Raw genomic sequence first — 26,086 nt, 5'->3', positions numbered from 1 at the left:
GGCGTTCTGATGAGCGACCTCTCTTATGCCGACGTGTCGGCCCTGCTCCAGGCGCGCTGGCCGGAGCACAAGATCGAGCCTTCCCTGGACCGGGTTCGGCGGCTCGTCGAGCTGCTCGGCGACCCCCAGAAGGCCTACCCGGTGGTGCACCTGACGGGGACCAACGGCAAGACGTCCACGGCCCGGATGATCGACACCCTGCTCCGCGAGGCGGGGCTGCGGACCGGCCGGTTCACCAGCCCGCACCTGGAGTCGGTGCGCGAGCGGATCACGCTGGACGGCGAGCCGATCAGCGAGGAGCGCTTCGTCGAGGCGTACGCCGAGCTCGCGCCGTACCTGGACGTCGTCGACTCCGAGCAGGAGCACCCGCTGACGTTCTTCGAGGTGATGACCGGCATGGCGTACGCCGTGTTCGCGGACGCGCCGGTCGACGTCGCGGTGATCGAGGTCGGCCTGGGCGGGTCCTGGGACTCGACCAACGTCGCCGACGGCACGGTCTCGGTGATCACGCCGATCGCGGTCGACCACGCGCACATCCTCGGCGCGGATCCGGTCACGATCGCCGGCGAGAAGGCCGGCATCATCAAGACCGGCGGTACGACGGTGATGTCGCAGCAGAGCCTGGAGGTCTTCGAGGTACTCCTCCGCCGGGCCGCCGAGGTCGGTTCGCAGGTGGCCCGCGAGGGGATCGAGTTCGGCATCGTCAGCCGGACGCTCGCGGTCGGCGGCCAGGTCGTCTCGATCAAGGGCCTCGGCGGTGAGTACGACGAGCTGTACATCCCGCTGCATGGTGAGTACCAGGCGCACAACGCGGCCGCAGCCGTTGCCGCGGTCGAGGCGCTGCTCGGCGCCAGCCCGGAGTCGGACGGCCGCGTCACCACCGAACTGCTGCAGGCCGGTTTCGCCAACGTCACCAGCCCCGGCCGGATGGAGGTCGTCCGGCAGAGCCCGACGGTCATCGTCGACGCCGCCCACAACCCGCACGGCGCCGAGGCGACCGCGGCGACGGTCTCGGAGGCGTTCCAGTTCGAGCCGCTGATCGGCGTGCTCGGCTGCATGAAGGACAAGGACGTGTACGGCGTCCTCGAGGCCTACGAGCCGATCATGGAAACGGTCGTCTGCACCCGGAACAGCTTCGTCGAGCGCTCGATGCCGGCCGAGGAACTGGGCGAACTGGCCGCGGAGGTGTTCGGCGAGGAGCGGGTGCTGGTCCGGCCGCACCTGATCGACGCGATCGACGACGCGATCCGGCTGGCCGAGGAGAACGCGGTCGCGCTCGGCTCCGGCGGCGTCCTGATCACCGGCTCGGTCATCACCGCGGGCGAGGCGCGCGGCCTGCTCGTCCGCAAGTCGAAGGCCGATCAGGAATGAGGTCGCTCGCGTCGATCGTGCTGGGGTTCGAGTCGATCGTGCTCGCGCTGGTCACGCCGGTGATGATCTCGGTCGCCGACGTCCGGCCCGCGGTCGCCGTACCGGTCTGCCTCGGACTGGCGGTGCTCGCGATCGTCGCGGCCGGCCTGCTGAGGTTCCAGGTCGGGTACGTGCTCGGCTCGGTGGTTCAGGTCGGCGCGGTCGGCATCGGCTTCGTCGTCCCGGTGATGTTCGTCCTCGGCGCGGCGTTCGCGGCCTTCTGGGTCGCCGCGATCGTCCTCGGCCGCCGCATCGAAGAGGCCAAGAAAGCGCACGAGCAGTTAGGCTCAGCCGCCCACCCAAGTTCGAGAGAGAGTTGACAGATGTCGCAGCGCACCCTGGTCCTGCTGAAGCCCGACACGGTCCGCCGCGGCCTGGTCGGTGAGGTGCTCGGCCGGTTCGAGGCCAAGGGGCTCCGGATCGTCGCGATGGACCTGCGCACGATCGACGGCGAGCTGGCTGACCAGCATTACGCCGAGCACGTCGAGAAGGCCTTCTACCCGCCGCTGCGGGACTTCGTCACCAGCGGACCGCTGGTCGCGATGGTGCTCGAGGGCGACGAGGCGATCGAGGTCATCCGCGCGCTGAACGGCGCCACCGACGGCCGCAAGGCTGCCCCCGGCACGATCCGCGGCGACCTCTCGCTGTCCAACCGCGAGAACCTCGTCCACGGCTCCGACTCCGAGGAGTCCGCGAGCCGCGAGATCAAGATCTGGTTCCCCGACCTGCCCTGACCCCGGTTTAGACCACTCGGGACGCTGAAAGCGTTTTGAAAGCACGGCACCCCACCATTTCGGCGTCGGCCGCCACGGCCGATCCGATCTGGAGGGGTGACGAGTGGGGAGTGGGTCAGGCAAGTGGGGTGTGCGCCGGGTCGTACCCGGTGTGCTCGCGGCGTTGCTGCTCGCCGCATCGCTGGTACAGAGCTCGGTAGCCGCCGCGCGGCCTACGGAGGGTACGACCGGTCCGGAAGCGCGAGCGAGCGCGGAAGCACGGCGTACCGGGAAACCGGTCGAGGTGAAGCGCACGGCGACCACGAGGGTGGTTGCGAACCCCGCTGGGACGTTCACGGCAACGTTCAGCGCGGCGCCGGCCGGAGTACCCGGCCAGCCGACAGCGCCCGGGATGAGCGGCTGGGCGATTGTCTTCCGCGGCAAACCGGGTAACAGCTATTGGGGTGGCGACGGCGACGGTGTCGCGAAGGTCGGCCAGTGCTACAACGACGGCTGGTGCAACGGGATCCAGGCTGCTCGTTCGTACTTCCAGTACGACACCGGCTGGCTGAACGGCCGCGAGATCCTCACCAGCTCGTTCAAGGCACTGGAAGTACACGCGCCGAGCTGCTCGCCGCGCTGGGTGGAGGCCTGGGGTACGCGGCCGGTCTCGCCGGGGATGACCTGGAACAACCAGCCGCCCGCAGTGATGGGCATCGGCTCCTACAACGTCGCCGCGGGCCGTACCGGCTGCCCGTCGCAGTACCTCGAGTACAACACCACCGGCTTCGTGCAGTGGTCTACAAACCCTGCCAACGGGCTCGGCTCGACCACGGTGATGCTCCGGGCCAACGACGAGGAAGACCAGCTGGCCTGGAAGAAGTTCGGTACGACGCCGGTCCTCAGTGTCACCTACAACACCCGCCCGAACACGCCGGTCGAGCTGGCGGTCGAGAACGACCGGGTGTGTGGCAGCGGCGAGATCCGGATCAACCCGCAGCTGTACGCCCCGCCGCCCGCGCCGAATCGGGGTCCGCGTCTGTGGGCGACGATCAGCGACCCGGACGGTGGCAGCGTCGCCGCGCGCTACCGCATCTACGAGCGTGACCACACCACACTGCTGCACTCTGCCGAGACGACTGGTCTCAACTCACCAGGCCGGTTCAGCATCGACACTCCGGCGTCGCTGAACGTCGACAACCGGAAGCTGTCGTTCCAGGTGATCGGCTGGGACGGCCTGCACGAGTCGAAGTCCGCGTCGGCCTGGTGCGACTACGCGATCGACAAGACGGCACCGCAGTACGCGCCGGGCGTTTCGTCGCCGACGTACAAGGAGTGCCCGGACGAGGTGGTCTGTCCGGCCAGCGGCGCTGCCGGCTTCACCGGGGGCTTCGAGTTCACGGCTGATGCACGCGACACGGATGTGGCCGGCTTCCGCTACACGCTGCAGGGAGCTGACCAGACGGGCGATACCCCGCAGCAGGACAAGTACGTCGCTATCGGCTCGGACGGCGTCGCCCGGACACTCGTGACACCTGGGTCCGACGGACTGCAGGTGTTGACGGTCCGCGCAGTCGACCAGGCGGGGAACGTGTCCCTGGTCGAGAAGAAGTTCCGGTTCTGGGTCGGCCGCGGTACGCCGCCCGTCGCACAGTGGCGGCTGGACGGCCACGGCACGGACACCGCGGTCGTCGATGATCGCCCCGGCCGGCTGGACGGGGTGAAGCCGGCCGGGGACGCGGTCGCTTGGCGGACCGGGCGGATCGGCGATGCGCTGTGGATGAACGGAACGCCGGCCGGGTACGTCGCGCTGGGCACGAAGTCCGCCATCAACACCAGCAAGTCGTTCGCGGTGTCGGCGTGGGTGAAGCTGGACCAGGTCGACGGTCAGTACCGGACTGCGCTCAGCCAGGACGGGTCGTCGATCAGCGGTTTCTTCCTGCAGTACAACCCGCAGCGTCAGCGGTGGAACTTCGTCCTGCCGCAGACCAACAGCGACAACGCCGTACGCGAGCTGTCCGAGTCTGTAGCACCTGCAGTCGCGGGTCGGTGGACTCATCTGGTCGGTGTGTACGACGACGGCGCCAAGCAGGTCCGCCTGTACGTCGACGGCGTACCGGGGTCTGTCGGAACGCATGCAACGCCATGGGCCGCGACCGGGCTCACGCAGCTCGGCCGGGCGCAGGTGGCGCAGCAGGCCACGAACAGCTGGCTCGGCTCGATCGACGACGTACGCCTGTACCAGCGCGTGCTGACTGCGCCCGAGATCAACGACCTGGCGGGCCGTCCGACGACCGAGGAGCTGTTCTGGCCGATGGACGAGGCCGACGGCAGTCAGCTGTCGGATGCCTCTGGCAACTACCGGCTCGGCGCGATCCGCGAGGACGCGACCCGTACTGCGGGTGCCGTCGGCACCGGAGGGGTTCGGCTGAACGGCACCGGTCAGGGCATCAGCACCGGCAGTCCCGTCGTACGGACGGACTCCGGCTTCACGGTGAGCGTGCGGGTGAAGCTGGACGCGGCGGACGGCAGCAGCCGGGTCGTGATGAGTCAGGACGGCGCTCAGCGCAGCGGGTTCGCCCTGCAGTACAACGGCAGCAACCGCAGGTGGGCCTTCTCCGTCGATCAGGCGACTGTCGAGTCCGACACGGTCGCGACAACGGACTGGACCCAGCTCACTGGTGTGTACGACCAGGCTGCCGGACAGATCCGCCTCTACGTCGACGGCGAACAGCCGGGCAACGTCGAGAGCGCAGCGGCGAGTGCGAACAGCACCGGTACGTTCCGTGTCGGCTCTGGTCAGCTCGGGGCGACGCCGTTCCATGGCGAGGTCGACGACATCCATGTGTGGACAGGTGCGCGGACCGGCGACCAGGTGCAGCAGGAGTTCGACAACCCGGTGACCAAGCGGCCGAACCCGTACGGCGGGCAGTTGGCCAGGTACCTGACCAACGAGGGCATCAGCATCGTCACCACCGGTCCGGCGCCGCAGGGCTCGCACTACGTCGGTTCACTGGGCTCGATGGGATCCGAAGGCCTGACCGTCAACTCATGCCTCAACAACACCCGGGACTATTTCCTCAGCAGGAGTGCCACGTGTGAGAACAAGGCCGTCCTCGGTCCGGTCGGTCAGTTGTGGACATCCAAACCGGCTGGGTTCGAGTCGCTCCCGGTCTACCGCTGCATGGTCCCGAACACCCGGCACTTCGCGTCCAACGACTCGAACTGCGAAGGTGCGACCAACGAAGGCCTGCTCGGCTATGCCAAGGCCACCGCACCGCTGATCCGGAACCTGGCCACCAACTACCCGTACGACCACACCACGACCATCGGGCGCGTGCCGGGCAACTACAAGCCAGAAGGCATGCAGGGCTACGTGTCGATGGTCCCGCAGGCCGGCACCACCGCACTGATGCAGTGCAAGGCCGGCGAGGACACGTTCAGCTCGACCGATCCGGCCTGTGAGGGAAAGACGGTCGTCGGTACGACGGGCTACATCTGGACCGCGCCGCCCGACGGTGTCGTGAGCCACCCGCTGTTCCGTTGCCGCGCGAGCTGGAACGAGCTCTTCGACACCGGCGACCCGAACTGCGAGGGCCAGACCAAGGAAATCCAGCTCGGCTACGTCACCACCCGATCCTGAGGAACGACGATGACTTCTCTCTGGAAACGGCGCCACGTAACCGCGCCGCTCATCGCAGGCCTGCTCGGTGCGGCACTCGTCGTACCCAATCAGGCCGTCGCACAACCTGAGGACGCTCCGGCTGTGCAGCCGCAACAGGTGGCCTCGGTACCCGGCAAGGACTTCGTGCCGGCCGTCCAGAAGGCTCCCTCACAGGCGCAGAGTCTCACCGTGGCGTCGGCGCCGGCCAGTAGTACCGGGGACTACAAGGCGACTTCACTCGCGCCCTCTGGCACCTGGGAGGTGAACGGAAACAGCGGTGGGTTCGCCTGGGCCTACGACCTGCGGACGCCGCCGGTGCCAGGTGGTCTCGAGCCGGACCTGTCCGCGGACTACTCATCGCAGTCCACCGACGGCCGGACTGTTGCCACTAACAACCAGCCGTCGTGGCTCGGTGAGGGCTGGGACCTCGGTGCGGGGTCGATCGAGCGAAGCTATAAGGCGTGCGCCGACGATCTCGGCGGCAACAACGCGCAGCGCAAGACCGGCGACCTCTGCTGGGAGACCGACAACGCCACGGTGTCGCTGGGGAAGCAGTCCGGTCAGCTCGTCCGCGAGAACGGCGTCTGGCACCTCAAGGACGACGACGGGACCAAGGTCGAGCGGCTGACCGGTGCGGCCAACGGCGACAACGACGGCGAGTACTGGAAGCTGACGACACCCAGCGGGACGCAGTACTTCTTCGGTCTGAACCGTCTGCCCGGCTGGGCGACCGGCAAGGAGACCACCCAGTCCACGTGGACGGCTCCGGTCTACGGCAACGACAGCGGTGAGCCTTGCAACCAGGCGACGTACGCCGCCTCCTCCTGTCAGCAGGCCTACCGGTGGAACCTTGACCATGTCGTCGACCCGCACGGCAACGCCGTCAGCTACTTCTACGACGTCGAGACGAACTCGTACGCCCAGAACCTCGGCGCGACGACCGGAACGTACATCCGCGGCGGCGTGCTGCGGCGGACCGACTACGGCACCCGCTCCGACAACGCGTACGCCGGAGCGCCTGCCCGGGTCGTGTTCGACAGCGCCGACCGGTGCGCGCCCGGCCAGAACTGTGCGACCCACAACGCGACCTCGTGGCCGGATGTGCCGTGGGACCTGGAGTGCAAGACCGCTACGTGTACGACGGTCGCGTCACCGACGTTCTGGTCGACGAAGCGGCTGAGCCGGATCACCACGCAGGTGTCTGTTGGCGGTGGCAACTACCGGGACGTCGACCGGTGGGACTTCGCCCACACCTATCCGTCGCCGGGTGACGGTTCAGCGGCCGGACTCTGGCTGAGCAGCATCACCCACACCGGCGTCGCGGACACTCCGGTAGCTACACCGCCGGTCACCTTCACTCAGACCCTGCTGCCGAACCGCGTCGACACTCCGACCGACAGCCGGCCTGCACTGTGGAAGCCGCGCATCACCACGATCACGAACGAGACCGGCGGCCAGGTCACGATCAAGTACGCCGATCCGGACTGCACACCGACCTCTCTGCCGACCGCTGCCGACACCAACGGCAAACGCTGCTATCCGGTCAAGTGGGCCGAGCCGCCGGAGGAGACGCCCCGTGACAACTGGTTCCACAAGTACGTGGTCCAGTACACGGTCAAGCACGACCTGGTGACCGACAACCGCGACGAGCTCACCGCCTACGTCTACGAGGGCGATGCGGCCTGGGCGTACGACGACAACCCGCTGGTCGACCCGAAGTACCGGACGTGGTCGCAGTGGCGTGGCTACCAGAAAGTCGTTGTGGTGAAGGGCGATGAGGCACACGACGCCGGCGTCACGCGCACTGCGACCCGCTACCAGTACTTCCGTGGCATGAACCGCGACAAGCTCGCCAACGGCGGTACGAAGACCGACCAGGTCGTCGACACCACCGGAACCGCCACTCCGGACCTGGAGCAGTACGCCGGGTTCATGCACGAATCGATCACCTACCTGGGGGTCGGCGGCGGTGAGGTGAGCGCGGAGATCCACGACCCGTGGTCGCGCCTGACTGCGACCGAGGGGACGGAGAAGGCCTACCAGGTCGAGGACGGCCGCACCCGGACCCGGACCACGCTGGCCGCCGGGGGAGTACGTCGTACGGACGTGTCGACGACGTACGACGGCTATGGCAACGTCACGCAGGTCAACGACCTCGGTGACACCGCTGTGGCGACGGACGACCGCTGCACCACCACGGCGTACGTACAGAACGCAGGCGCGATGCTGATGGACCTGCCGAGTCAGGAGACGACTGTAGGCGTCCCTTGCGGTACGACGCCGTCGCTGCCGGCAGATGCAGTCTCTGACACGCGGACGTCGTACGACGGGGCGGCCTTCGGGACCGCTCCGACGCGTGGTGATGTCACCCGGACCGAGCAGGCCAAGGCCTACCCGGCGCAGTACCTGACGACTGCTACGACGACTGTCGACGCGTTCGGCAGGCCGTTGGTGCAGGAGGATGCGCTGCACCGGAAGACGACTACTGCGTACGGCGACGTCAACGGGCTGAACACGACGACAACTGTCACCAATGCGCTCGGACATGTGGCGACCAGCACGGTCGACCCGGCCTGGGCACTGCCGGTGTCGCAGGTGGATGCCAACCAGCGGGTCACGTCGTCGACGTACGACGCGCTCGGGCGGCTGATCAAGGTGTGGAAACCCGGACGGACCGAGGCGAATCAGCAGACACCCCATCTCGCCTACGAGTACGGCGTACGGCAGTCCGGTGGGCCGAGCTGGGTCAAGACGCTAACCCTGAAGGCGAACGGGAACCAGGTGGCGTCGTACAGCCTGATCGACGGGTTCGGTCGCGAGCGGCAGTCGCAGCAGCCCAGCCCGGCGGGCGGACGGATCCTGTCGGACACGGTGTACGACAGCCGCGGCCTGGTCGTGTTGAAGCGTCCTGCGTACTACAACAGCGACGCTGGTCCCGGCACGACGCTCTTCAAGCCGGATCCGGGTCGGGTGCCGAGTGCGACGGTGCTGGGGTACGACGGTGCTGAGCGGCAGGTCAGCGAGACGTTCGCGGCGTACAACGTCGGGCAGTGGACGACGTACACGACGTACGGCGGAGACCGGGTGACGGTGCTGCCACCTCAGGGTGGGACGTTGACGACGACCGTCTCGGATGCGCGGGGGAACACGACCGCGAAGATCCAGTACCGCGGCCGGACGACCAATACGGCAGCTGACACGACCAGCTACGGCTACACGAAGCGGGGCGATCTGGCGCGGATCACGGACGCTGCCGGCAACAACTGGCGGTACGAGTACGACGTGCTGGGTCGCAAGGTGAAGGCGGACGACCCGGACAAGGGCGTCGCCGAGCTCACGTACGACGATGCCGGGCAGGTGATCTCGAGCAAGGACGCGCGGGGCCGGGTCGTCCAGACCGACTACGACGACCTGGGCCGCAAGATCCGGACCAGGTCCGGTGGAACGGTCCTGGCGGAGTGGACCTACGACACCCTCGCCAAGGGCTCGCCGACGTCGTCGACGCGGTACGTCGGTGCGGATGCCTACGTGCGCGCCGTGATCGGCTACGACACCGGCGGACGGCCGACCGGGGAGCGGGTGACGATCCCGACGTCCCAGGGCAAGCTGGCCGGCGTCTACGACACCACCCAACGGTACGCCGACGACGGCAGCCTCAAGTCGACCCGACAGCCCGCCCTGGGCGATCTGGCGGCGGAGACGATCAACTACGAGTACGACTCGTTCGGCATGCCGGACAAGGTGACCGGCGCGATTCCGTACGTACGCGACACCAAGTACACCGGCCTGGGCGAGGTCACCCAGCAGCTCCTCGGCAACGACACCAGGCCGCTGTGGCGCACCACGTCGTACGAGGACACCACGAGACGCCTCTCCGAGGTCCGCACCGACCGCGACCAGTCAGGCGGTCTCCTCCTCGACAAGCTCACCTACGCCTACGACCAAACCGGTAACGTCACCAGGACGTCCGACCAGGTCCCCTCCACCGGCACCGACACCCAATGCTTCACCTACGACTACCTACGCCGGGTCGACAAGGCCTGGACCGCCACAGACAACTGCGCAGCCTCGCCCTCCACTGCAGTCGTCGGCGGACCGGCGCCGTACTGGCAAGAATTCACCTACGACTCAGCAGGCAACCGCACGAAGCTGGTCAAGAAGGGTCTCGGCGGCACCGCAGATGTGGCGAGCACGTACACCTACACCCGCCCGCACGCCGTCAGCTCGGTGACAACCGGCCCGACGACCAAGTCGTACACCTACGACGCCGCAGGCAACACCCTCACCCGCCCAGGGCAGTCCCTCACCTGGGATGACGAGAACTTGCTCACCGCGGCCGGGCCGGCGACCTATCTGTACGACGCCGACGGCAACCAACTGATCCGCCGGGACAAGGACTCGGCGACGCTCTTCGTCAGCGGCGGCGAGATCAGAGCCGGAGCCGGCGGTACGGTGACGGGGACGCGGTACTACCCGAATCTGGGCGTCCGGACCGCATCCGGCTTCACCTGGACGGTCTCGGATCGCAACCGGACCGCACAGACCGCCATCACCGAATCGACCCTCCAGGTCACCGATCGGCGGCTCGACCTGTTCGGCGATCCTCGTGACGCAGCACCGTCCTGGACCGGCGGCGCACGCGGGTTCGTTGGCGGTACACCGAACACCGACACCGGGCTGACCCGCCTGGGGGCTCGTGAGTACGACCCGACCGAGGGCCGCTTCCTGTCGGTCGACCCGCTCGTCGACCCGCAGAACCCGCAACAGCTCAACCCGTACGCGTACGCCGGGAACAGTCCGGTCACGTTCAGTGACGCGAACGGCCTGATGCTCATCGAGGGTGACAGCGGTCGCACCTACGCCAATGCGAAGGCGGTCGAGAACGTCGCCTGGAAGAAGTGCGTGAGCCGGATCGGAGACTTCTTCGGCCTCGGTTGCCCGAAGAGCTTCCGGTGGTACTTCCACACGCAGTGCCCGCCGTCGAAGCCCAAGGACAAGGCGGCGTGTTCCCAGCCCAGGCCCGGGCCGAAGAAGAAGCAAGGCCCGACGGCGCCCAAACCGAAGGACAAGCCGGCGCCGAAGATCGTCCCGATCCCGATTCCGGACTGGGCCAAGGAGGAGATGGCCGGGGACGGCTCCGGATCACTGTGTATCGGCGCGTCGGCCGGGGCCGGAAGCGGTCGTGGTGCGGAGGCGTGTTTCACGACCGATGACCGCGGCTTCACCTTCAACGCGTCGTACAAGGAGTACCTGTTGGCCGGAGCCTCGGCCGGTGTCTCGATGGGGTACCGGCGCAGCACGCAGCGGGCCGACCAGATGAACAACGGTCAGAGCCGCTACGGGCAGACCGGGTTCGAGGTCGACGAGTTCGGGGCCAGCGCGAGCATGGAGGGCAAGAACGTGGGGGCCGTCGACGCCGGTGTCGGTCTGGGCGCCGGAGCCTCGTTCGGTGAGTACGGCGACAGCTACGGTGCGAACTCCGGCTATTTCCAGTGGTGGTGGACACCGGACTACTTCGGCGAGGTGCCGTACAACTGCACGCTGAAATGCCCGTCGTCCGGTCCGGGCATGTCCTGAGCCCGCCGCCGACTGCAGGTGAGTGGACCGATACGATCTGTTCCTGGACGGGCCGGGTCGTGTCGGTCCACGGGCTTTGCGCGGGCGGCGCTTAGCCTGAGTTGGGGTCGAGTGGGAGGTGCCGCGGTGGCGAACAGCATGCTCGGCCGCGACATGGCGGTCGACCTCGGGACGGCGAACACGCTGGTGTACGTGCGCGGGCGGGGCGTCGTGCTGAACGAGCCGTCCGTGGTCGCGACCCGGACGGACGACCCGCGCGAGGCGGTCGCGTTCGGGCACGAGGCGAAGAAGATGATCGGCCGTACGCCCGGCAACATCACCGCGATCCGGCCGCTCAAGGACGGCGTGATCGCCGACTTCGACGCCGCCGAGCAGATGCTGCGGTACTTCATCCAGCGCGTCCACCGCCGGCGGTACTTCGCCAAACCGCGAATCGTGGTCTGCGTCCCGTCCGGGATCACCGCGGTCGAGCAGCGCGCGGTCCGCGACGCCGGGTACATGGCCGGCGCCCGCAAGGTCTACATCATCGAGGAGCCGATGGCCGCCGCGCTCGGCTCCAACCTCGAGGTCCGCGACGCCACCGGCAACATGGTCGTCGACATCGGCGGCGGTACGACGGAGGTCGCGGTCATCTCGTTCGGCGGCATCGTCACCAGCCAGTCGATCCGGGTGGCCGGCGACGCCATCGACAAGGCGATCGTGAACTACTGCAAGAAGGAGTTCTCGCTGCTGCTCGGCGAGGCGACCTCGGAGCAGATCAAGATGACGATCGGGTCGGCGTTCCCGACCACCGACGGCCCGGACAGCGAGATCCGCGGCCGCGACATGGTCTCCGGCCTGCCGCGGACCGTGAAGGTGTCCTCGGCCGACATGCGCCAGGCGATCGAGGAGCCGATCACCGCGATCGTCGACGCGGTCAAGGCGACGCTGGACAAGACCCCGCCGGAGCTGGCCGGCGACATCGTCGACCGCGGCATCGTGCTGACCGGCGGCGGTGCGCTGCTGAAAGGCATGGACGAGCGGCTGCGGCACGAGACCGGCATCCCGATCCACGTCGCGGAGAACCCGCTCGACGCCGTCGTCCTCGGCGCCGGCAAGTGCGTGGACAACATCGAGACCCTCAACCGCATCCTGGTCACCGACAACCGGCGCTGAGGTACCACCCGATGCTCAAAGACCTCGGTACCCCGGCGAAAGGCCTGCTCCGCGCGACCGGCATGCCGCGGCAGATCCGTCGCCGCCGGACCGTGCTCGTGCTGGTGATCCTGGCCTGTTTCACGCTGATCGTGCTCGACGCCCGCCGCTCGGCCGGTTCGCCGGTCGAGCCGCTGCGGGAGGCCGCGTCCGGTGTGTTCGGCCCGCTGGAGTCGACCGCGAGCTCGGCCCGGCAGCCTGTGGACAACCTCCGCGACCGGTTCGCGGAAATGGATAGGTTGAAGGCAGAGAACGAAAAACTCAAGCAGGACAACGAGAATCTGACCCAGGAGCTGAACACCTCCGACTACGCCCGCAACCGGGCGCAGGAGTTGGACAAGCTGCTCAAGGTCGCGCCGGCGTACACGATGACGCCGGCCCGGGTGATCGGGATCGGTGGCGCCCAGACGTTCAGCCACACGGTCACGATCGACGCCGGGACGGCGGACGGCGTGCACACCGACATGACCGTGATGAACGGGACCGGTCTGGTCGGCCGGGTGGTGCGCACCACCACGGGGACCGCGACCGTGCTGCTGATCGGCGACCGCAACTCGACCGTCGGCGGCCGGCTGAACTCGTCGATGGCGCTCGGCTTCGTCTCCGGACGCGGCGACGTGGCCGGCACCCTCGACTACAAGCTCGTCGACCCGAAGGCCCGGCCGAAGGTCGGGGACCGGATCGTCACCTGGGGCTCGAGCGGCAACGCGCCGTACGTGCCGGGTGTCCCGATCGGCCTCGTCACCTCCGTGACGCCGAACGAAGGCTCCCTCGGATCCACCGCAACCATCAAGCCGTACGTCGACCCAACCCGGATCGACACCGTCGGAGTGGTCACCGGACCACCCGCCCGTCCGCCGAGAGCCGAAATACCAGGCAGTGCTACTAGATGAAGGGGGAACTGACACCGTGATCGCTCTACGCATCGGCCTGGCTGCCCTTTTCCTGATGGTGGCCGTGACCGTGCAGACGTCGGTGCTGACCAACATCGCCGTCGCCGGGGTGACCTGTGACCTCACGCTGATCGTGGTGATCGCGCTCGCGCTGTCCCGCGGGCCGGAGTGGGGTGCGATCGCCGGATTCGTCGGCGGCCTGCTGCTCGACATCGTGCCGCCGGCGGACCACACCGCCGGCCGGTGGGCGCTGTCGCTCGCGATCGCGGGCTACATCGCCGGCCTGATCCGCCGCGAGACCTCCAGCGGACCGGTTGGGCCGCTCGGGGTTGCGCTGACGGTCGTGCTCGGGACGGCGGTCTCGTTCTTCATCTACAGCGCGACCGGCTCGCTGCTGCACGACCCGTCGGTCGACTGGGGCGAGTTCGGCGTCCGCCTCGGCATCGCGGCGGGGTACGACGTGGTCGGCGCGATCGTGGTGATCCCGCTGGTCATGTGGATCATGGGCCGCGTCCAACCTGCTCGCGAGCGCCGAGTCGCGCCATGAGCTGGGACGGTTTCGAGGCGCCGCTCAAGGCCCGGTTGCGGTTGTTCGTGATCGGGGTGCTCGTTTTCTCCTTGCTGTGCACGCTTTTCGGCCGGCTCTGGTACATGCAGGTGATGTCGAGCGCCGACTACACCCAGGCGGCGACCGCCCAGCACATCCGGCAGGTCCTGATCCCGGCCCCGCGCGGCACGATCGTCGACTCACAGGGCAGGACGCTCGTCGGCAACCGGGTCTCGCTGATGATCACCGTCGACCGTTCGGTGCTCGCCAAGCTCCCGGACAGCCAGCAGAACGTCGTTCTGACCCGGCTGGCGAAGGTGCTGGGCCAGAAGCCCGCGGACCTCAAGGCCCGCACGATGCTGTGCGGCGAGCCCGGCGCGTCCAAACCACCCGCCTGCTGGAACGGCACGCCGTACCAGCCGATCCCGGTGGCGAAGGACGTCAGCGAGCAGGTCGCGATCGACGTGATGGAGCGCCGCGAGGACTTCCCCGGGATCGCCGCCGACTCGCAGACGCTCCGTGCGTACCCCGAGCCGTACAAGGTGAACGCGGCCCACATCCTCGGGTACCTCTCGCCGATCACCACCGAAGAGCTCGAGGACATGGACAAGGCCGGGCAGGACTCGGTCCCGCACCGGTCCGACCTGGTCGGCCGCGCCGGCGTCGAGCGCTCGTACGACAAGCTCTTGCGCGGCACGCCCGGCGAGAAGGACGTCATCGTCGACGCGGTCGGGTACACCACCGGCATCAAGAAGCAGACCGCGCCGGTTCCGGGGGCCACGCTCGTCACCACGATCGACGCGCGGATCCAGGCCTCGGTCGAGGCCCAGCTCAAGAACGCGATCATGACCGCGCGCAAGCAGACCGACCCGGTGACCCACAAGAAGTACGTCGCCGACTCGGGTGCCGCCGTGGTCATGGACACCAAGACCGGCCGGGTCGTCGCGATGGCCAGCTACCCGACGTACGACCCGGGTGTCTGGGTCGGCGGCATCACCCAGCGCGAGCTCGACGCGCTGTACTCGGCCAAGTCCGGCACGCCGCTGGTCTCCCGCGCGCTGCAGGCCCAGCTGGCGCCGGGCTCGACGTTCAAGCCGATCACGACCTCGGCCGCGCTGAGCGCCGGGTACAGCACGAAGACGCGGCTCGACTGCTCGTCGTACTTCGAGGTCGGCAACCGCCGGTTCAAGAACTACGAGTCGGCCTCCTACGGGATGATCGGCTTCGACCGGGCGCTGGCGTTGTCCTGCGACACGTTCTTCTACCGGGTCGCGTACGCGCTCTGGTTGAAGGAGGGCGGCAACTCCAGCGACATCAGCACGTACGACCCGCTGGTCGAGATGGCGAAGAAGTTCGGCCTCGGCAAGCCGACGGGCATCGACCTGCCCGGCGAGGCGACCGGCCGGATCGCGGACCGCCAGTGGAAGAAGACGTACTACGACTCGATGAAGGACTACTACTGCAAGCTGTCGGCCAACCCGCCATCCGGGACGTCGGCCTTCCTCAAGCAGTTCGCCCGCGAGTTCTGCGTCGACGGGTACAAATACCGCGCCGGTGACGCGGTGAACTTCGCGATCGGCCAGGGCGACACCACGGTCACCCCGCTGCAGCTCGCGACCGTGTACTCCGCCCTGTCGAACGGCGGCACGCTCTTCGAGCCGCGCGTGGTCCAGTCCTGGGTCGGTGCGAACGGCAAGCCGCACGAGATCAAGCCGGCGGTGAAGGCCAAGCTCCCGGTCGCGAAGAACACCCTGCGCTACATCGACACCGCGCTGAAGCAGACCACGGTCAGCGGCACCGCGGCGTGGAAGTTCCAGGGCTTCCCGCTCGACAAGATCCCGGTCCGCGCCAAGACCGGTACGGCCGAGGTCTACGGCAAGCAGACGACGTCATGGCTGGCCTCGTACACCGATCGGTACGCCGTGGTGATGATGATCAGCCAGGCCGGTACCGGTTCGGGTGCCGGCGGTGACGCGGTCCGGAAGATCTACGAGACGCTGTACAACATCAAGCCGGCGCCGCCGCCCGGGCAAGAGAAGCCGAAGCAGTGAGGGCGCGCAGATGGCAACCCTGACTCCGATCCGGATGCGGTCGCGGATGGACCGGCGGTCGACCGTGTGGCAGGTGGACTGGGTCCTCGTGCTCGGCGTGGTCGCGCTGTCGTTCCTCGGCGCGATGCTGATCTGGTCCGCGACCCACAACCGGACCTCGCTGACCGACGGCAACCAGTACGCGTTCCTGGTCCGGCACGCGCTGAACTTCGCGATCGGCCTGATCCTCGCGATCGGCGCCGCCGTCACCGACCATCGCCGGGTCCGCATCCTCGCTCCGGTGCTGTACGCCGCCTCGATCGTCGGACTGATCCTGGTCCTGGTCCCGGGCGTCGGCTCGACGATCAACGGGTCGCGGTCGTGGATCCAGCTGCCGTTCATGTCGATCCAGCCGAGCGAGTTCGCCAAGCTCGCGGTGATCGTCGGGATGGCGTTGCTGATCGCGGAGAAGGGTGAGACCGACCGCAACGAGAACGCCCGTACGGTCGACGTCGCGCAGGCCGTCGCTGTCGCGGCGCTGCCGGTGATCCTGGTGTTGCTGCAGCCCGACCTCGGCACGGTGATGGTGCTCGGCTCGATCGTGTTCGGGATCATCGCGGTGTCCGGCGTACCGAAACGCTGGATGCTCGGTCTGCTCACCGCGGGCGTGCTGGTCGCGGCGATTGCGATCAAGCTGCACATCCTGAAGCAGTACCAGATCTCCCGCTTCATCGCGTTCGCGCATCCGTCGTCGGATCCGCAGGGCATCGGGTACAACGTGAACCAGGCCCGGATCGCGATCGGCAACGGCGGGGTCTTCGGGCAGGGCCTGTTCCACGGCGGTCAGACGCAGAACGCGTTCGTCCCCGAGCAGCACACCGACTTCGTCTTCACCGTCGCGGGGGAGGAGCTCGGGCTGATCGGCGCCGGGGCGATCATCGTGCTGTTCGCAGTGATCCTGTTCCGCGGGCTGCGGATCGCGATCAACGCACGGGACGCCTTCGGCCGGCTGGTCGCGACCGGGATCGTCTGCTGGTTCGCGTTCCAGGCCTTCGAGAACATCGGCATGACGCTCGGCATCATGCCGGTCACCGGCCTCCCGCTGCCGTTCGTGTCGTACGGCGGTTCCTCGATGTTCGCCTGCCTGCTCGCGGTCGGCCTGCTGCAGAACATCCACCTGAGGTCCCACCGCTACTGACCCGCGAACTGACACGTCAGGTACGCTCCCTCCGCGCTCCTCAGTCCCCGCCGGAGAGGCCCCATGACTCTGTTGAATGCCACGACTCCGTCGCGGCGTGTCCCGGGGCTGTTGCTCCCGGCCTTCCCTCGTCGCTCCGGTCGCTCCGCTCCCTCCGCTCCTCAGTCCAGGCCGGGAGGCCCCGTGACAAGGTTCCCGCTCGCCCTCGCCGCCGCCCTTGCGCTGTCCCTCACCGCCTGCGGTGGGGACGACGACAAGAAGGGTGCCGGTACGCCGCTCACGCCCACCCCGAGCTCGACGCCCAGCACACCGACGGCGGCGTCGACCGTGCCGGTCACCAGGACGGCCGACGAGCTGACCAAGGCGCTGCTCGAGCTGAACGACCTGCCGAGCGGGTTCTCCCAGGAGAAGGACGAATCCGACGACGGCTCGAAGCCGTTCTCGTCGTCGAGCAGCCGCTGCAAGACCTTGGTCAAATACCTCAACGCCACCAAGGCTCCCGGGTCGAAGGCGAGCGTGACCCGCACCTTCACCGGCGGCCAGGAAGGCCCGTACATCGACTACGGCCTCGACTCGATGGGCACCGCCGCCGAGGTCGCCGACCTGCGCGATTCGTACGCGAAGGCCGTCGACTCCTGCACCAAGGTGACGCTGAAGACCGAGGGCTCCGGCAACACCTCGATGAAGGTCGAGAAGATCACCGCCCCGTCGTACGGCACGAAGCCGTTCGCGTTCCGGCTCACCGGGACCAGCGGGCCCAAGCGCGGCCTCGAGTACACCGCGGCCGTGACCGGCGTCGACGACGTGATCCTGTCGGTCGGCGTGCTCGCCGGCCAGGGCGGCGAGCTGGAACCGGCGACCGAGGCCGCTGTCACGAAGGCCAGGCAGGTCCTGAAGACTGCGTGACCGGCGTCACACCGGTCGTTGTCACGCCGGCCTCCCGCGCCACCGTCGTGTTGGCATGGAAGAGCGGATGAGCTTCAGCAAGGTATCGCCGGCCGGCTTCCGGGCCGTGTACGGCGTGGAGAACTATGTGCAGGGCGTTCTGGACCACACGTTGCTGCACCTGATCAAGGTCAGGGCGTCGATGCTCAACGGATGCGCGTTCTGCCTCGACATGCACACGACGGACGCGCTGAAGGAAGGCGAGAGCAGCCAGCGCCTGTTCGGGCTCGCGGCCTGGCACGACTCCTCGTTCTACGACGAGCGTGAGCGTGCCGCGCTGGCGCTGACCGATGCGGTCACGGTGCTCGCGCGTGACGGCGTACCGGACGACGTGTGGGATGCGGTGGTCGAGCACTTCGGCGAGGAGGGAGCTGCCAACGTGCTCCTCGCGATTGGCACCATCAACCTGTGGACCCGTCTGAACATCGCGACCAGGAAGCAGCCGGAACTGGCCGGTTGATCCTGCACGAATTCGAGTCGGCCCGCGGGATGCTTGCCGGCCTCGCGTACCGGTTGCTGGGCAGCTGGCACGACGCCGAGGACGTGCTGCAGGACGCGTACGTCCGCTGGTCCGCCGCCGACCGCACCGATGTGGCCGAGCCGCGTCGCTACCTGACCCGGGTCGTGACGCGGCTGTCCATCGACGTACTCCGAACCCGCCAGGCGCGCCGTGAGAGCTACACCGGCGAGTGGCTCCCGGAGCCGGTCTCCGCGGACATGCTGGAGCTCGAGGACATCTCGATGGCGCTACTGCACCTGATGGAGCGACTCACTCCACCGCAGCGCGCTGTCTACGTACTGCGTACCGCCTTCACCCTCCCGTACGACGAGATCGCGGAGATCCTCGATCGTACGCCGGAAGACTGCCGCCAACTCCACCGCCGCGCGCTGCATGAGCTGGCCGACGACCGCCCCCGCTTCCACCCGACCGCCGCCGAACAACGCCGCCTCCTCGCCGACTTCGTAGCCGCCGCCCGCGAGGGCGACCTGGCCCGCCTGGAGGACCTCCTCAAAGACTCCGTCACCTCCTGGACCGACGGCGGCGGAATCCGCCGAGCTGCCCGCAAGCCGGTCGAAGGCCGCGAGAGGGTAGCCACCTTCTTCACCCACATCTACGCCCACGAAGACCTCACCATTACCCCGGTCGACCTAGCCACCGGCCCAGCCCTGGACATAACCATCCGAGGCCACCGCCACCTACTCACCCTCGACTCCGACGGCCCCCAAATCACCACCATCCGAGTCCTGGCCAACCCCCACAAACTCACCGCCATCTAGCGGTACAGCGGGAGGGCGCCCGTGAGGGAATCGATGGTTGAGCGGGGGCCGTAGAGGGCCAGGCCTAGGTACTCGATGTCTTCGGGCTTTGTGCCGCTCAACCTCGTGGACATCTGGTCGTAGGTGCGGGCTTGTAGGGCTACCTGGGTCATGTCGTGGATGGTGAGGTCGGGGCGTGTTGCTGCTTCGGCGCGGAGCGCGTGGAGCTGCTCGGCCGGCGCTCGGAGTACTGGGATGGGGTAGGCGCACATGCCGGTGTGGGGTGTGCCGGAGGCGTCGGCAGTGTCCGGGCCGACGGTGTCGTCATGGTGGCGGCCGAGGCCTACTCCGAGGAGGGCGGCGGTGTTGAGGGCGACGCCGATCGGGGCTTCCGCGGCGATGATCACGACCAGTTTGTTCGTCAGCACGCCGCTCAAGCTAGCCCGATGGTCAAGTATTCCGCACAGACTCCGAACATCGTTCGGCAGATCTGCGAAACTGGCCGGCATGGACGAACTTGATACGGCGCTGCTGCGGATGCTGCAGAACGACGCCCGCCGGACCAACCGGGACATGGCGGCCGAGCTCAAGATCGCCCCGTCGACCTGCTTGGAGCGGATCCGCGGGCTGCGCGATCGTGGCGTGATCAGCGGGTACCACGCGGCCGTCGATCTGAAGGCGATCGACCGGTCGACCCAGGCGATCATCTCGATCAAGCTCCGGCCGCAGGCGATGGCGGTGGCGACGGCGTTCCAGGCGTACGTGATGGACCTGCCGCAGACCTTGGACATGTTCATGGTGTCCGGCGGCTCGGACTTCCTCGCCCACGTCGCGGTCAAGGACACCGAAGCCCTCCGCGACCTGGTGCTCGCGCTGGCCAAACGGCAGGAGATCGCCGACATCCGCAGCTCGGTCGTCTTCGAGCACCACCGCCGCACGACGATCATGCCGTTGACTTCGTAGGGTGGCGGTATGCGACTCAACTACGTGGAGACCGGTTCGGCTGATGCGCCCGTGGTGTTGCTCGGGACGTCGCTGGGTGCCAATCAGGCGATGTGGGCGCCGCAGGTGGACGTGCTCGCCAAGCGGTTCCGGGTGGTCGCGTTCGATCATCGCGGGCATGGCGGCTCCGAGGTCCCCGACGGCCCGTACACGATCGACGACCTCGGCGGCGACGTCGTCGAGCTGCTCGACACGCTCGAGGTAGAGCAGGCGTCGTACGTCGGGATCTCGCTCGGCGGATCGGTCGGGCTGTGGCTGGCGGAGCACGCGCCGGAGCGGATCCACCGGCTGGTGGCGATCTGCCCGCCGAGCAACACGGCCGAGAACCCGCAGATGTGGATCGACCGCGCCGCGCAGGTACGCGCCGAGGGCACGCAGTCGATCGCCGACGCCACGCTCGGCCGCTGGTTCCTCCCGGAGTTCGCCGAAGACATCGAGCCGGTCCGCCAGATGCTGCAGGACTGCCCCGATGAGGGCTACGCCGCCTGCTGCGAGGCGGTCAGCACGCTCAACCTCCTCCCGAAGCTGCAAGACGTCACCGCTCCGGTCCTGCTGATCACCACCGACTCGGACCAGTCCGTCCCGCCGGAGACCGTCGTACCGCTGGCCGGCCAACTCCCCGGCGCCCACCTCGAGATCATCGAGAAAGCCGCCCACCTGGTGACCTACTCCCACCCGGACGTCATCAACCCGCTGCTCCTCGCCCACCTCGCCTGAGCGCGCGATTCCGGCGTACGGCGGGAGCGGCGTTAGTCTGGTAGGCGCTCTGCTCCCCGACCGGAAGTGCCCGATGACTGTCGAATCGCTGTTCCCGCGCCTGGAGGCGTTGCTGCCGAGTGTGCAGAAGCCGATCCAGTACGTCGGAGGTGAGCTGAACTCGGTCAGCAAGGACTGGGACTCGGTCAGCGTGCGCTGGGCGCTGATGTACCCGGACGCGTACGAGGTCGGCCTGCCCAACCAGGGCGTGCAGATCCTGTACGAAGTGCTGAACGAGCGCGACCACATCCTGGCCGAGCGGACGTACTCCGTCTGGCCGGATATGGAGCAGATCATGCGGGACAACGCGATCCCGCAGTTCACGCTGGACTCGCACCGACCGGTTCGGGCGTTCGACGTGTTCGGGCTGTCGTTCTCGACCGAGCTCGGCTACACGAACATGCTCACGGCGCTCGACCTGGCCGGCATTCCGTTGCACGCCGTCGACCGCACCGACGAGGACCCGATCGTGCTCGCCGGCGGGCATGCCGCGTTCAACCCGGAGCCGATCGCGGACTTCATCGACGCGGCGGTGCTCGGTGACGGCGAGGAGATCGTGCTCGCGATCTCCGAGGTGATCCGGGAGTGGAAGGACGAGGGCCGCCCGGGCGGGCGCGACGAAGTACTGCTCCGGCTGGCGAAGTCCGGCGGCGTGTACATCCCGAAGTTCTTCACCGTCGACTACCTGCCGGACGGCCGGATCCAGCGCGTCATCCCCAACCGCCAGGGCGTTCCGTTCCGGACCGCGAAGCACACGGTCATGGACCTCGACGCGTGGCCGTACCCGAAGAAGCCGCTGGTCCCGCTGGCCGAGACCGTGCACGAGCGCTTCTCGGTCGAGATCTTCCGCGGCTGCACGCGCGGCTGCCGGTTCTGCCAGGCGGGCATGATCACCCGGCCGGTGCGCGAGCGCAGCATCACCACGATCGGCGACATGGTCGACAACGGCCTGAAGCAGACCGGGTTCGAGGAGGTCGGCCTGCTGAGTCTGTCGAGTGCCGACCACAGCGAGATCGCGGATGTGGCGAAGGGTCTCGGCGACCGGTACGAGGGCAGCAACGTCTCGCTGTCGTTGCCTTCGACAAGGGTCGACGCGTTCAACATCACGCTGGCGAACGAGTTCTCCCGCAACGGCCGGCGCAGCGGTCTGACGTTCGCGCCCGAGGGCGGGTCGGACCGGATGCGCAAGGTGATCAACAAGATGGTCACCGAGGAAGACCTGATCCGCACGGTTTCGGCGGCGTACAGCCACGGCTGGCGGCAGGTGAAGCTGTACTTCATGGTCGGGCTGCCGACCGAGACCGATGAGGACGTGCTGGCGATCGCCGCGCTCGCGAAGCGGGTGATCGAGACCGGCCGCGAGGTGTCCGGCCGTCGCGACATCCGGTGCACGGTGTCGATCGGCGGATTCGTGCCGAAGCCGCACACGCCGTTCCAGTGGGCCTCGCAGCTCGGCGCCGAGGAGACCGATGCCCGGCTGTCGAAGCTGGCTGCGGCGATCCGGTCCGAGAAGGGCTACGCGAAGGCGATCGGCTTCCGGTACCACGACGGCAAGCCGGGCATCATCGAAGGCCTGCTGTCCCGCGGCGACCGCCGCGTCGGCCGCGTGATCGAGGCGGTCTGGCGCGACGGCGGCCGGTTCGACGGCTGGAGCGAGCACTTCTCGTACGACCGCTGGGTGCATGCCTGCGAGCAGGCGCTCGCCGGCGAACCGGTCGACCTCGCCTGGTACACGACGCGCGAGCGCGAGTACGCCGAAGTACTGCCGTGGGACCACCTGGACTCGGGCCTGGACCGGGACTGGTTGTGGGAGGACTGGCAGGACTCGCTCGAGGAAGACGGCGCGATCGAGGTCGAGGACTGCCGCTGGACCCCCTGCTTCGACTGCGGCGTCTGCCCCCAAATGGGCACCGAGATCCAAACCGGCCCGACGGGCAAGAAGCTGCTCCCGCTCTCAGTCGTTTAGTTGCAGTAGTACGCCGGAGTCGGCGTCGTCTCGGTCTGATCCTGCCAGCGCGCGACGCCGACGCAGATTAGGTCGCTCAGTTACGAGGCGTCGACCCTTTCGATGCCGCTGAAAGAAGCAGGTCGGTGAGCAACAGGTCGTCAGCGCTGCTCAGAACCAGGTCGGCGGCCGCGACCGCATCCGGCGTGACGAAGGGATTCGGTACGGCGACCGCGAACATGCCGGCCGCCTGTGCCGCCGCCACGCCGTGGGCCGTGTCTTCGACAGCAATGGCGGGTACGCCGACCCGCTGGAGCGCCAGCTGGTAGATCGCCGGGTCGGGCTTGTGGGTCGTGACCTCGTCGCCGGTGACGATCTCGTCGAACAGCTCGACCGCGTCGACCCGCTCCAGGTGGCCGACCACCCAGCTCCGCGGTGAGCTGCTGGCGATCGCGACCCGAAGCCCCAGCTCCCGGGCCGACGAGATCCAAGCACGGATCCCCGGCCGGAAGTCGAGCTCGGCATGCATCTGCTCCCGATGGGCGAGCCGTCGCGCATGACTCTCGGCCCGGTCGAACCCGGACCCGACGGCGGCCGCGAGTACGGCGTACCGGTCCTCGCTGACGTCTCCGCCGTGTCCCGGCCAGAACCCGTCGAGGTCGAGCTCGAGACCGTGGTACGCCCACTCGGTCTGCCAGCTCTCGACCATCGTCGTCTCGGTGTCCATCAGCAGACCGTCGAAGTCGAACACGATCGCCTGCACGTCCGTCGGCACGAGTCGCGTCGCGAGCCGGTGGATCTGCGCCTCGCTCAGCCCTAGCCAGGCGAGGTACCCGCGGACCCCGCCGAAGCGCCCGTCGAGATACGAGAGCGATCCGAGGATCGTGTCCGGGTGGGACCGCGAGAACGCGGGCGCGTCCTGCAGACCGAGGTTCGTCTCGCTGATCGCGTAGTCCGCCGCGATGTCCGAGCGGGGTACGCCGACCAGGTCCAGCAGCACTGCGACCGTCAGCCCGGTCCGATCCTTGCCCGCCTTGCAGTGCACGACGACCGGCTGACCGGCCGGCGCCTCGGCGATCGCGGTGAAGATCCTGCGGACGTGGGCCGCGTTGCGGGTCAGGCTGTTGCGGTACACGTCGACCAGCCGCGGCTCGGCGGCCGGATCACGAGTCGCCTCGGCCGCCGGGTCGATCCACGGGATCCGCTGGTATACCAAATCTCCGGCCAGCGGATGTGGTTGCCTCAACTCCCAATCGGACCGCAGATCGAGCACCAGTCCGGCGCCGACCGCTTCGAACTCAGGCAGGCCGGACACGTCGATGCACTCACTGCGGAGCAGAGCCCGCGCACGCGTCGGTACGCCGTACCGCGTCGGAAGTCCGCCAACGTCACGCGCATTCGGGCTCCACATACCTGTCAGCTTATGACAACGCCTCCTAGGGACTCGAAGTCGTGCCAGGTTCCGTCGAAGGCCTTGTGGTGTAAGGCGGAATCCATGCCGACCGCGAACACGTCGATCCGGCCCGGCCCCCAGGAGACCACCGAGCCCGCCGGTTGCGGTCGGCGTTGTACGGCGGCCGGCTCCAGCCAGCCCGCCAAAGCGGCGATGTTCATCCGGAGGATCTCCGCGGCCAGCGACCAGTCGATGAAGTTCAACGTGTCGTTGGCGGAGTGGATATGGCCGTTCGCGCTGTCCCCGCCCTCGATCGTCAGAACCGCTGGTATACCAGCGTTGATGAACGGGACATGGTCGCTGGCGAACGGATTCAGCGACGTCTCGACGGTCAACCCCGTGTACGTCGCAGCCGCCGTCGCCAGGTCCGCGATCTGACTCGACGAGACCGCCGCTCCCTCCAGCAGTACGCCGGGTGTCGCGGTGTTCTTCGTCGCGATCATGTCCATGTTGAGTACGGCGCGGACCCGCGACCGCTCAGCCGGCGGCAGCGCAGCGACGTACTGCTTGCTGCCGAACAGCCCCTCTTCCTCACCACCGAAGAGAATCAGCCGGATGTCGTGCTGCCAACTCCGCGTCGACAGCAGCCGACCGAGCTCGAGCACACCGGCCGACCCGCTGCCGTTGTCATCCGCCCCCGGAGCCGCGGCGGCCGGACCGCCGGCGATGTTGATCGAGTCCAGGTGCGCCGTGATGATGACCAGCTTCCGGTCAACCCCGACACCAACCCGATCGCCGATCAGGTCCGCCGAGTGTCCCGCGCCGACGTTGATCGGCGTCCGGCTGACTTGGTAGCCGAGGGCAACCATCCGGTCGGATGCGAAATCCATCGCCTGCGTGAACGTCGTACTCAGCGAATGCCTGGTCGGCAGACTCGCCAGCCAGGTCAGGTCACTCTGGTACGACGCTGTCGAGACCTCGCCGACCAGATCCGCGACAACCGGATCGACCCGCGCCGCAGAGGCCGTCTGATGGTCGACGACCGTCGTGTTCGGGCGGAGCGCTTCGATCCGCCAGTGGTGGTTGGACCGCCGACGGGGTTTGTCGGCCGACGAGATGACCAGATGCCGGCCGTGGTCGAGCAGCGGCGTGACATCGGGGTACTCGTCCTGGAAACTCCGGCCCACCTGCGTGACGAGCAGCAGACCGGGAACGGTCCGGGAGGCCCGGCCGAGGCGTTGTTCGGCCGGGACCCAGAGGAGGGTCTTGTCCCCGAACCGTGCCGACCGCGCGCCACCGGCGGCGTCCGCGGTCGGTACGACGAGATAGCGAACATTCATTGTTGGTCCTGCCAAGCAATCTCGAGTCGATCGGGCGCCGAGGACACGATCCGCCCGGTCCCGTCCGGCAGGTGCAACCGGCCGGCCGGGTCCCAGCGCCCGGGCGGTCCGGGGGAAGGAGCGTCGCCGCGGCCGATCTGCAGCGGTACGAACGTCCCGTCCGGGCGGAACTCCACCCCCCGCCGGCCACGGGCCGGCGGGAAGGCGAAGTCGTCGCGGCGG

General features: G+C 68.1%; 20 protein-coding genes. 16 read left to right on the top strand and 4 right to left on the bottom strand.

Translation table 11 applies throughout. The annotated features are described in order from the left end of the window. Positions 1-9 precede the first annotated feature (9 nt). The 13 genes from ACFWUU_RS04540 (at position 10) to ACFWUU_RS04480 (ending at position 19,449) form a co-directional block, all read left to right on the top strand. Positions 10-1,371 carry a bifunctional folylpolyglutamate synthase/dihydrofolate synthase gene (locus tag ACFWUU_RS04540; RefSeq protein WP_380172673.1) on the top strand — a complete coding sequence of 454 codons (1,362 nt, stop codon included), beginning with the start codon at positions 10-12 and terminating at the stop codon, positions 1,369-1,371. Further along, positions 1,368-1,730, top strand: coding sequence for a DUF4233 domain-containing protein (locus tag ACFWUU_RS04535; protein ID WP_137253650.1), 363 nt, complete (start codon positions 1,368-1,370; stop codon positions 1,728-1,730). Before ACFWUU_RS04540 ends, ACFWUU_RS04535 begins: the two co-directional genes overlap by 4 nt. A 3-nt stretch (positions 1,731-1,733) precedes the next feature. After that, positions 1,734-2,144, top strand: coding sequence for a nucleoside-diphosphate kinase (ndk, locus tag ACFWUU_RS04530; RefSeq protein ID WP_137253651.1), 411 nt, complete (start codon positions 1,734-1,736; stop codon positions 2,142-2,144). Between the two features lie 103 nt (positions 2,145-2,247). Continuing rightward, positions 2,248-5,766 carry a LamG-like jellyroll fold domain-containing protein gene (locus tag ACFWUU_RS04525; protein ID WP_380172671.1) on the top strand — a complete coding sequence of 1,173 codons (3,519 nt, stop codon included), beginning with the start codon at positions 2,248-2,250 and terminating at the stop codon, positions 5,764-5,766. A 9-nt stretch (positions 5,767-5,775) separates the two neighbouring features. Next, entirely contained in the window at positions 5,776-11,364 is a 5,589-nt protein-coding gene (locus ACFWUU_RS04520; protein ID WP_380172669.1) for an RHS repeat domain-containing protein, read from the top strand. Positions 11,365-11,502: 138 nt separating this feature from the next. Continuing rightward, positions 11,503-12,519 carry a rod shape-determining protein gene (locus ACFWUU_RS04515; protein WP_137254207.1) on the top strand — a complete coding sequence of 339 codons (1,017 nt, stop codon included), beginning with the start codon at positions 11,503-11,505 and terminating at the stop codon, positions 12,517-12,519. Between the two features lie 11 nt (positions 12,520-12,530). Next, positions 12,531-13,451 carry a rod shape-determining protein MreC gene (mreC, locus tag ACFWUU_RS04510; RefSeq protein WP_380172667.1) on the top strand — a complete coding sequence of 307 codons (921 nt, stop codon included), beginning with the start codon at positions 12,531-12,533 and terminating at the stop codon, positions 13,449-13,451. A 16-nt stretch (positions 13,452-13,467) separates the two neighbouring features. Beyond that, on the top strand, positions 13,468-13,998 hold the full coding sequence (gene mreD, locus ACFWUU_RS04505; protein ID WP_137253654.1) for a rod shape-determining protein MreD: 531 nt from the start codon (positions 13,468-13,470) through the stop codon (positions 13,996-13,998). Beyond that, positions 13,995-16,049 (top strand): penicillin-binding protein 2, encoded by a 2,055-nt coding sequence (gene mrdA, locus ACFWUU_RS04500; protein ID WP_137253655.1) that lies wholly within the window; start codon positions 13,995-13,997, stop codon positions 16,047-16,049. The genes mreD and mrdA overlap by 4 nt, the downstream gene beginning before the upstream one ends. A 10-nt stretch (positions 16,050-16,059) precedes the next feature. Further along, positions 16,060-17,226 (top strand): rod shape-determining protein RodA, encoded by a 1,167-nt coding sequence (rodA, locus tag ACFWUU_RS04495; RefSeq protein ID WP_380172665.1) that lies wholly within the window; start codon positions 16,060-16,062, stop codon positions 17,224-17,226. A 183-nt stretch (positions 17,227-17,409) separates the two neighbouring features. After that, positions 17,410-18,132, top strand: coding sequence for a hypothetical protein (locus tag ACFWUU_RS04490; RefSeq protein WP_380172663.1), 723 nt, complete (start codon positions 17,410-17,412; stop codon positions 18,130-18,132). 67 nt (positions 18,133-18,199) lie between these two features. Beyond that, positions 18,200-18,631 carry a carboxymuconolactone decarboxylase family protein gene (locus ACFWUU_RS04485; protein ID WP_380172661.1) on the top strand — a complete coding sequence of 144 codons (432 nt, stop codon included), beginning with the start codon at positions 18,200-18,202 and terminating at the stop codon, positions 18,629-18,631. Then, positions 18,580-19,449, top strand: coding sequence for a sigma-70 family RNA polymerase sigma factor (locus tag ACFWUU_RS04480; RefSeq protein ID WP_380172659.1), 870 nt, complete (start codon positions 18,580-18,582; stop codon positions 19,447-19,449). Before ACFWUU_RS04485 ends, ACFWUU_RS04480 begins: the two co-directional genes overlap by 52 nt. Here ACFWUU_RS04480 and ACFWUU_RS04475 read toward each other — a convergent pair. Beyond that, a complete protein-coding gene (locus tag ACFWUU_RS04475) occupies positions 19,446-19,856 on the bottom strand; it encodes a DUF2000 domain-containing protein (protein WP_380172657.1) in 411 nt (136 codons plus the stop codon). The genes ACFWUU_RS04480 and ACFWUU_RS04475 overlap by 4 nt on opposite strands. 79 nt (positions 19,857-19,935) lie before the next feature. Here ACFWUU_RS04475 and ACFWUU_RS04470 point away from each other — a divergent pair, with 79 nt between their 5' ends. The 3 genes from ACFWUU_RS04470 (at position 19,936) to ACFWUU_RS04460 (ending at position 23,152) form a co-directional block, all read left to right on the top strand. Beyond that, positions 19,936-20,391, top strand: a complete 456-nt coding sequence (locus ACFWUU_RS04470) for an Lrp/AsnC family transcriptional regulator (protein WP_137253660.1) — start codon at positions 19,936-19,938, stop codon at positions 20,389-20,391. Positions 20,392-20,400: 9 nt separating this feature from the next. Next, positions 20,401-21,147, top strand: coding sequence for an alpha/beta fold hydrolase (locus ACFWUU_RS04465; protein ID WP_380172655.1), 747 nt, complete (start codon positions 20,401-20,403; stop codon positions 21,145-21,147). 73 nt (positions 21,148-21,220) lie between these two features. Then, entirely contained in the window at positions 21,221-23,152 is a 1,932-nt protein-coding gene (locus ACFWUU_RS04460; RefSeq protein ID WP_380172653.1) for a TIGR03960 family B12-binding radical SAM protein, read from the top strand. 76 nt (positions 23,153-23,228) lie between these two features. Here the strand turns inward: ACFWUU_RS04460 and ACFWUU_RS04455 are convergent, their stop codons facing one another. From ACFWUU_RS04455 to ACFWUU_RS04445, 3 genes are read right to left on the bottom strand one after another with little or no spacing between them, the layout of a single operon-like run. Further along, positions 23,229-24,542 carry an HAD-IA family hydrolase gene (locus tag ACFWUU_RS04455; protein ID WP_380172651.1) on the bottom strand — a complete coding sequence of 438 codons (1,314 nt, stop codon included), beginning with the start codon at positions 24,540-24,542 and terminating at the stop codon, positions 23,229-23,231. A 5-nt stretch (positions 24,543-24,547) separates the two neighbouring features. Next, positions 24,548-25,864, bottom strand: coding sequence for a M20/M25/M40 family metallo-hydrolase (locus tag ACFWUU_RS04450; protein ID WP_380172649.1), 1,317 nt, complete (start codon positions 25,862-25,864; stop codon positions 24,548-24,550). After that, a complete protein-coding gene (locus ACFWUU_RS04445; RefSeq protein ID WP_371400817.1) occupies positions 25,861-26,040 on the bottom strand; it encodes a hypothetical protein in 180 nt (59 codons plus the stop codon). The genes ACFWUU_RS04450 and ACFWUU_RS04445 overlap by 4 nt, the downstream gene beginning before the upstream one ends. Between the last annotated feature and the right edge of the window lie 46 nt (positions 26,041-26,086).

This window comes from Kribbella sp. NPDC058693 (assembly GCF_042715335.1).
In the GTDB taxonomy this organism is placed as follows: domain Bacteria; phylum Actinomycetota; class Actinomycetes; order Propionibacteriales; family Kribbellaceae; genus Kribbella; species Kribbella jiaozuonensis.
Note: the sequence above shows the minus strand (reverse complement) of the source record. Positions and strands in the feature narration are given on the sequence as shown.

Bases quoted from the DNA above. Each gene is read 5' to 3' on its own strand.
- rodA (WP_380172665.1), top strand. From the start codon at position 16,060: ATGGCAACCCTGACTCCGATCCGGATGCGGTCGCGGATGGACCGGCGG.
- ndk (WP_137253651.1), top strand. From the start codon at position 1,734: ATGTCGCAGCGCACCCTGGTCCTGCTGAAGCCCGACACGGTCCGCCGC.
- ACFWUU_RS04540 (WP_380172673.1), top strand. From the start codon at position 10: ATGAGCGACCTCTCTTATGCCGACGTGTCGGCCCTGCTCCAGGCGCGC.
- mreC (WP_380172667.1), top strand. From the start codon at position 12,531: ATGCTCAAAGACCTCGGTACCCCGGCGAAAGGCCTGCTCCGCGCGACC.
- ACFWUU_RS04485 (WP_380172661.1), top strand. From the start codon at position 18,200: ATGAGCTTCAGCAAGGTATCGCCGGCCGGCTTCCGGGCCGTGTACGGC.
- ACFWUU_RS04450 (WP_380172649.1), bottom strand. From the start codon at position 25,864: ATGAATGTTCGCTATCTCGTCGTACCGACCGCGGACGCCGCCGGTGGC.
- ACFWUU_RS04460 (WP_380172653.1), top strand. From the start codon at position 21,221: ATGACTGTCGAATCGCTGTTCCCGCGCCTGGAGGCGTTGCTGCCGAGT.
- ACFWUU_RS04515 (WP_137254207.1), top strand. From the start codon at position 11,503: ATGCTCGGCCGCGACATGGCGGTCGACCTCGGGACGGCGAACACGCTG.
- ACFWUU_RS04465 (WP_380172655.1), top strand. From the start codon at position 20,401: ATGCGACTCAACTACGTGGAGACCGGTTCGGCTGATGCGCCCGTGGTG.
- ACFWUU_RS04470 (WP_137253660.1), top strand. From the start codon at position 19,936: ATGGACGAACTTGATACGGCGCTGCTGCGGATGCTGCAGAACGACGCC.
- ACFWUU_RS04455 (WP_380172651.1), bottom strand. From the start codon at position 24,542: ATGTGGAGCCCGAATGCGCGTGACGTTGGCGGACTTCCGACGCGGTAC.
- ACFWUU_RS04520 (WP_380172669.1), top strand. From the start codon at position 5,776: ATGACTTCTCTCTGGAAACGGCGCCACGTAACCGCGCCGCTCATCGCA.
- ACFWUU_RS04535 (WP_137253650.1), top strand. From the start codon at position 1,368: ATGAGGTCGCTCGCGTCGATCGTGCTGGGGTTCGAGTCGATCGTGCTC.
- mrdA (WP_137253655.1), top strand. From the start codon at position 13,995: ATGAGCTGGGACGGTTTCGAGGCGCCGCTCAAGGCCCGGTTGCGGTTG.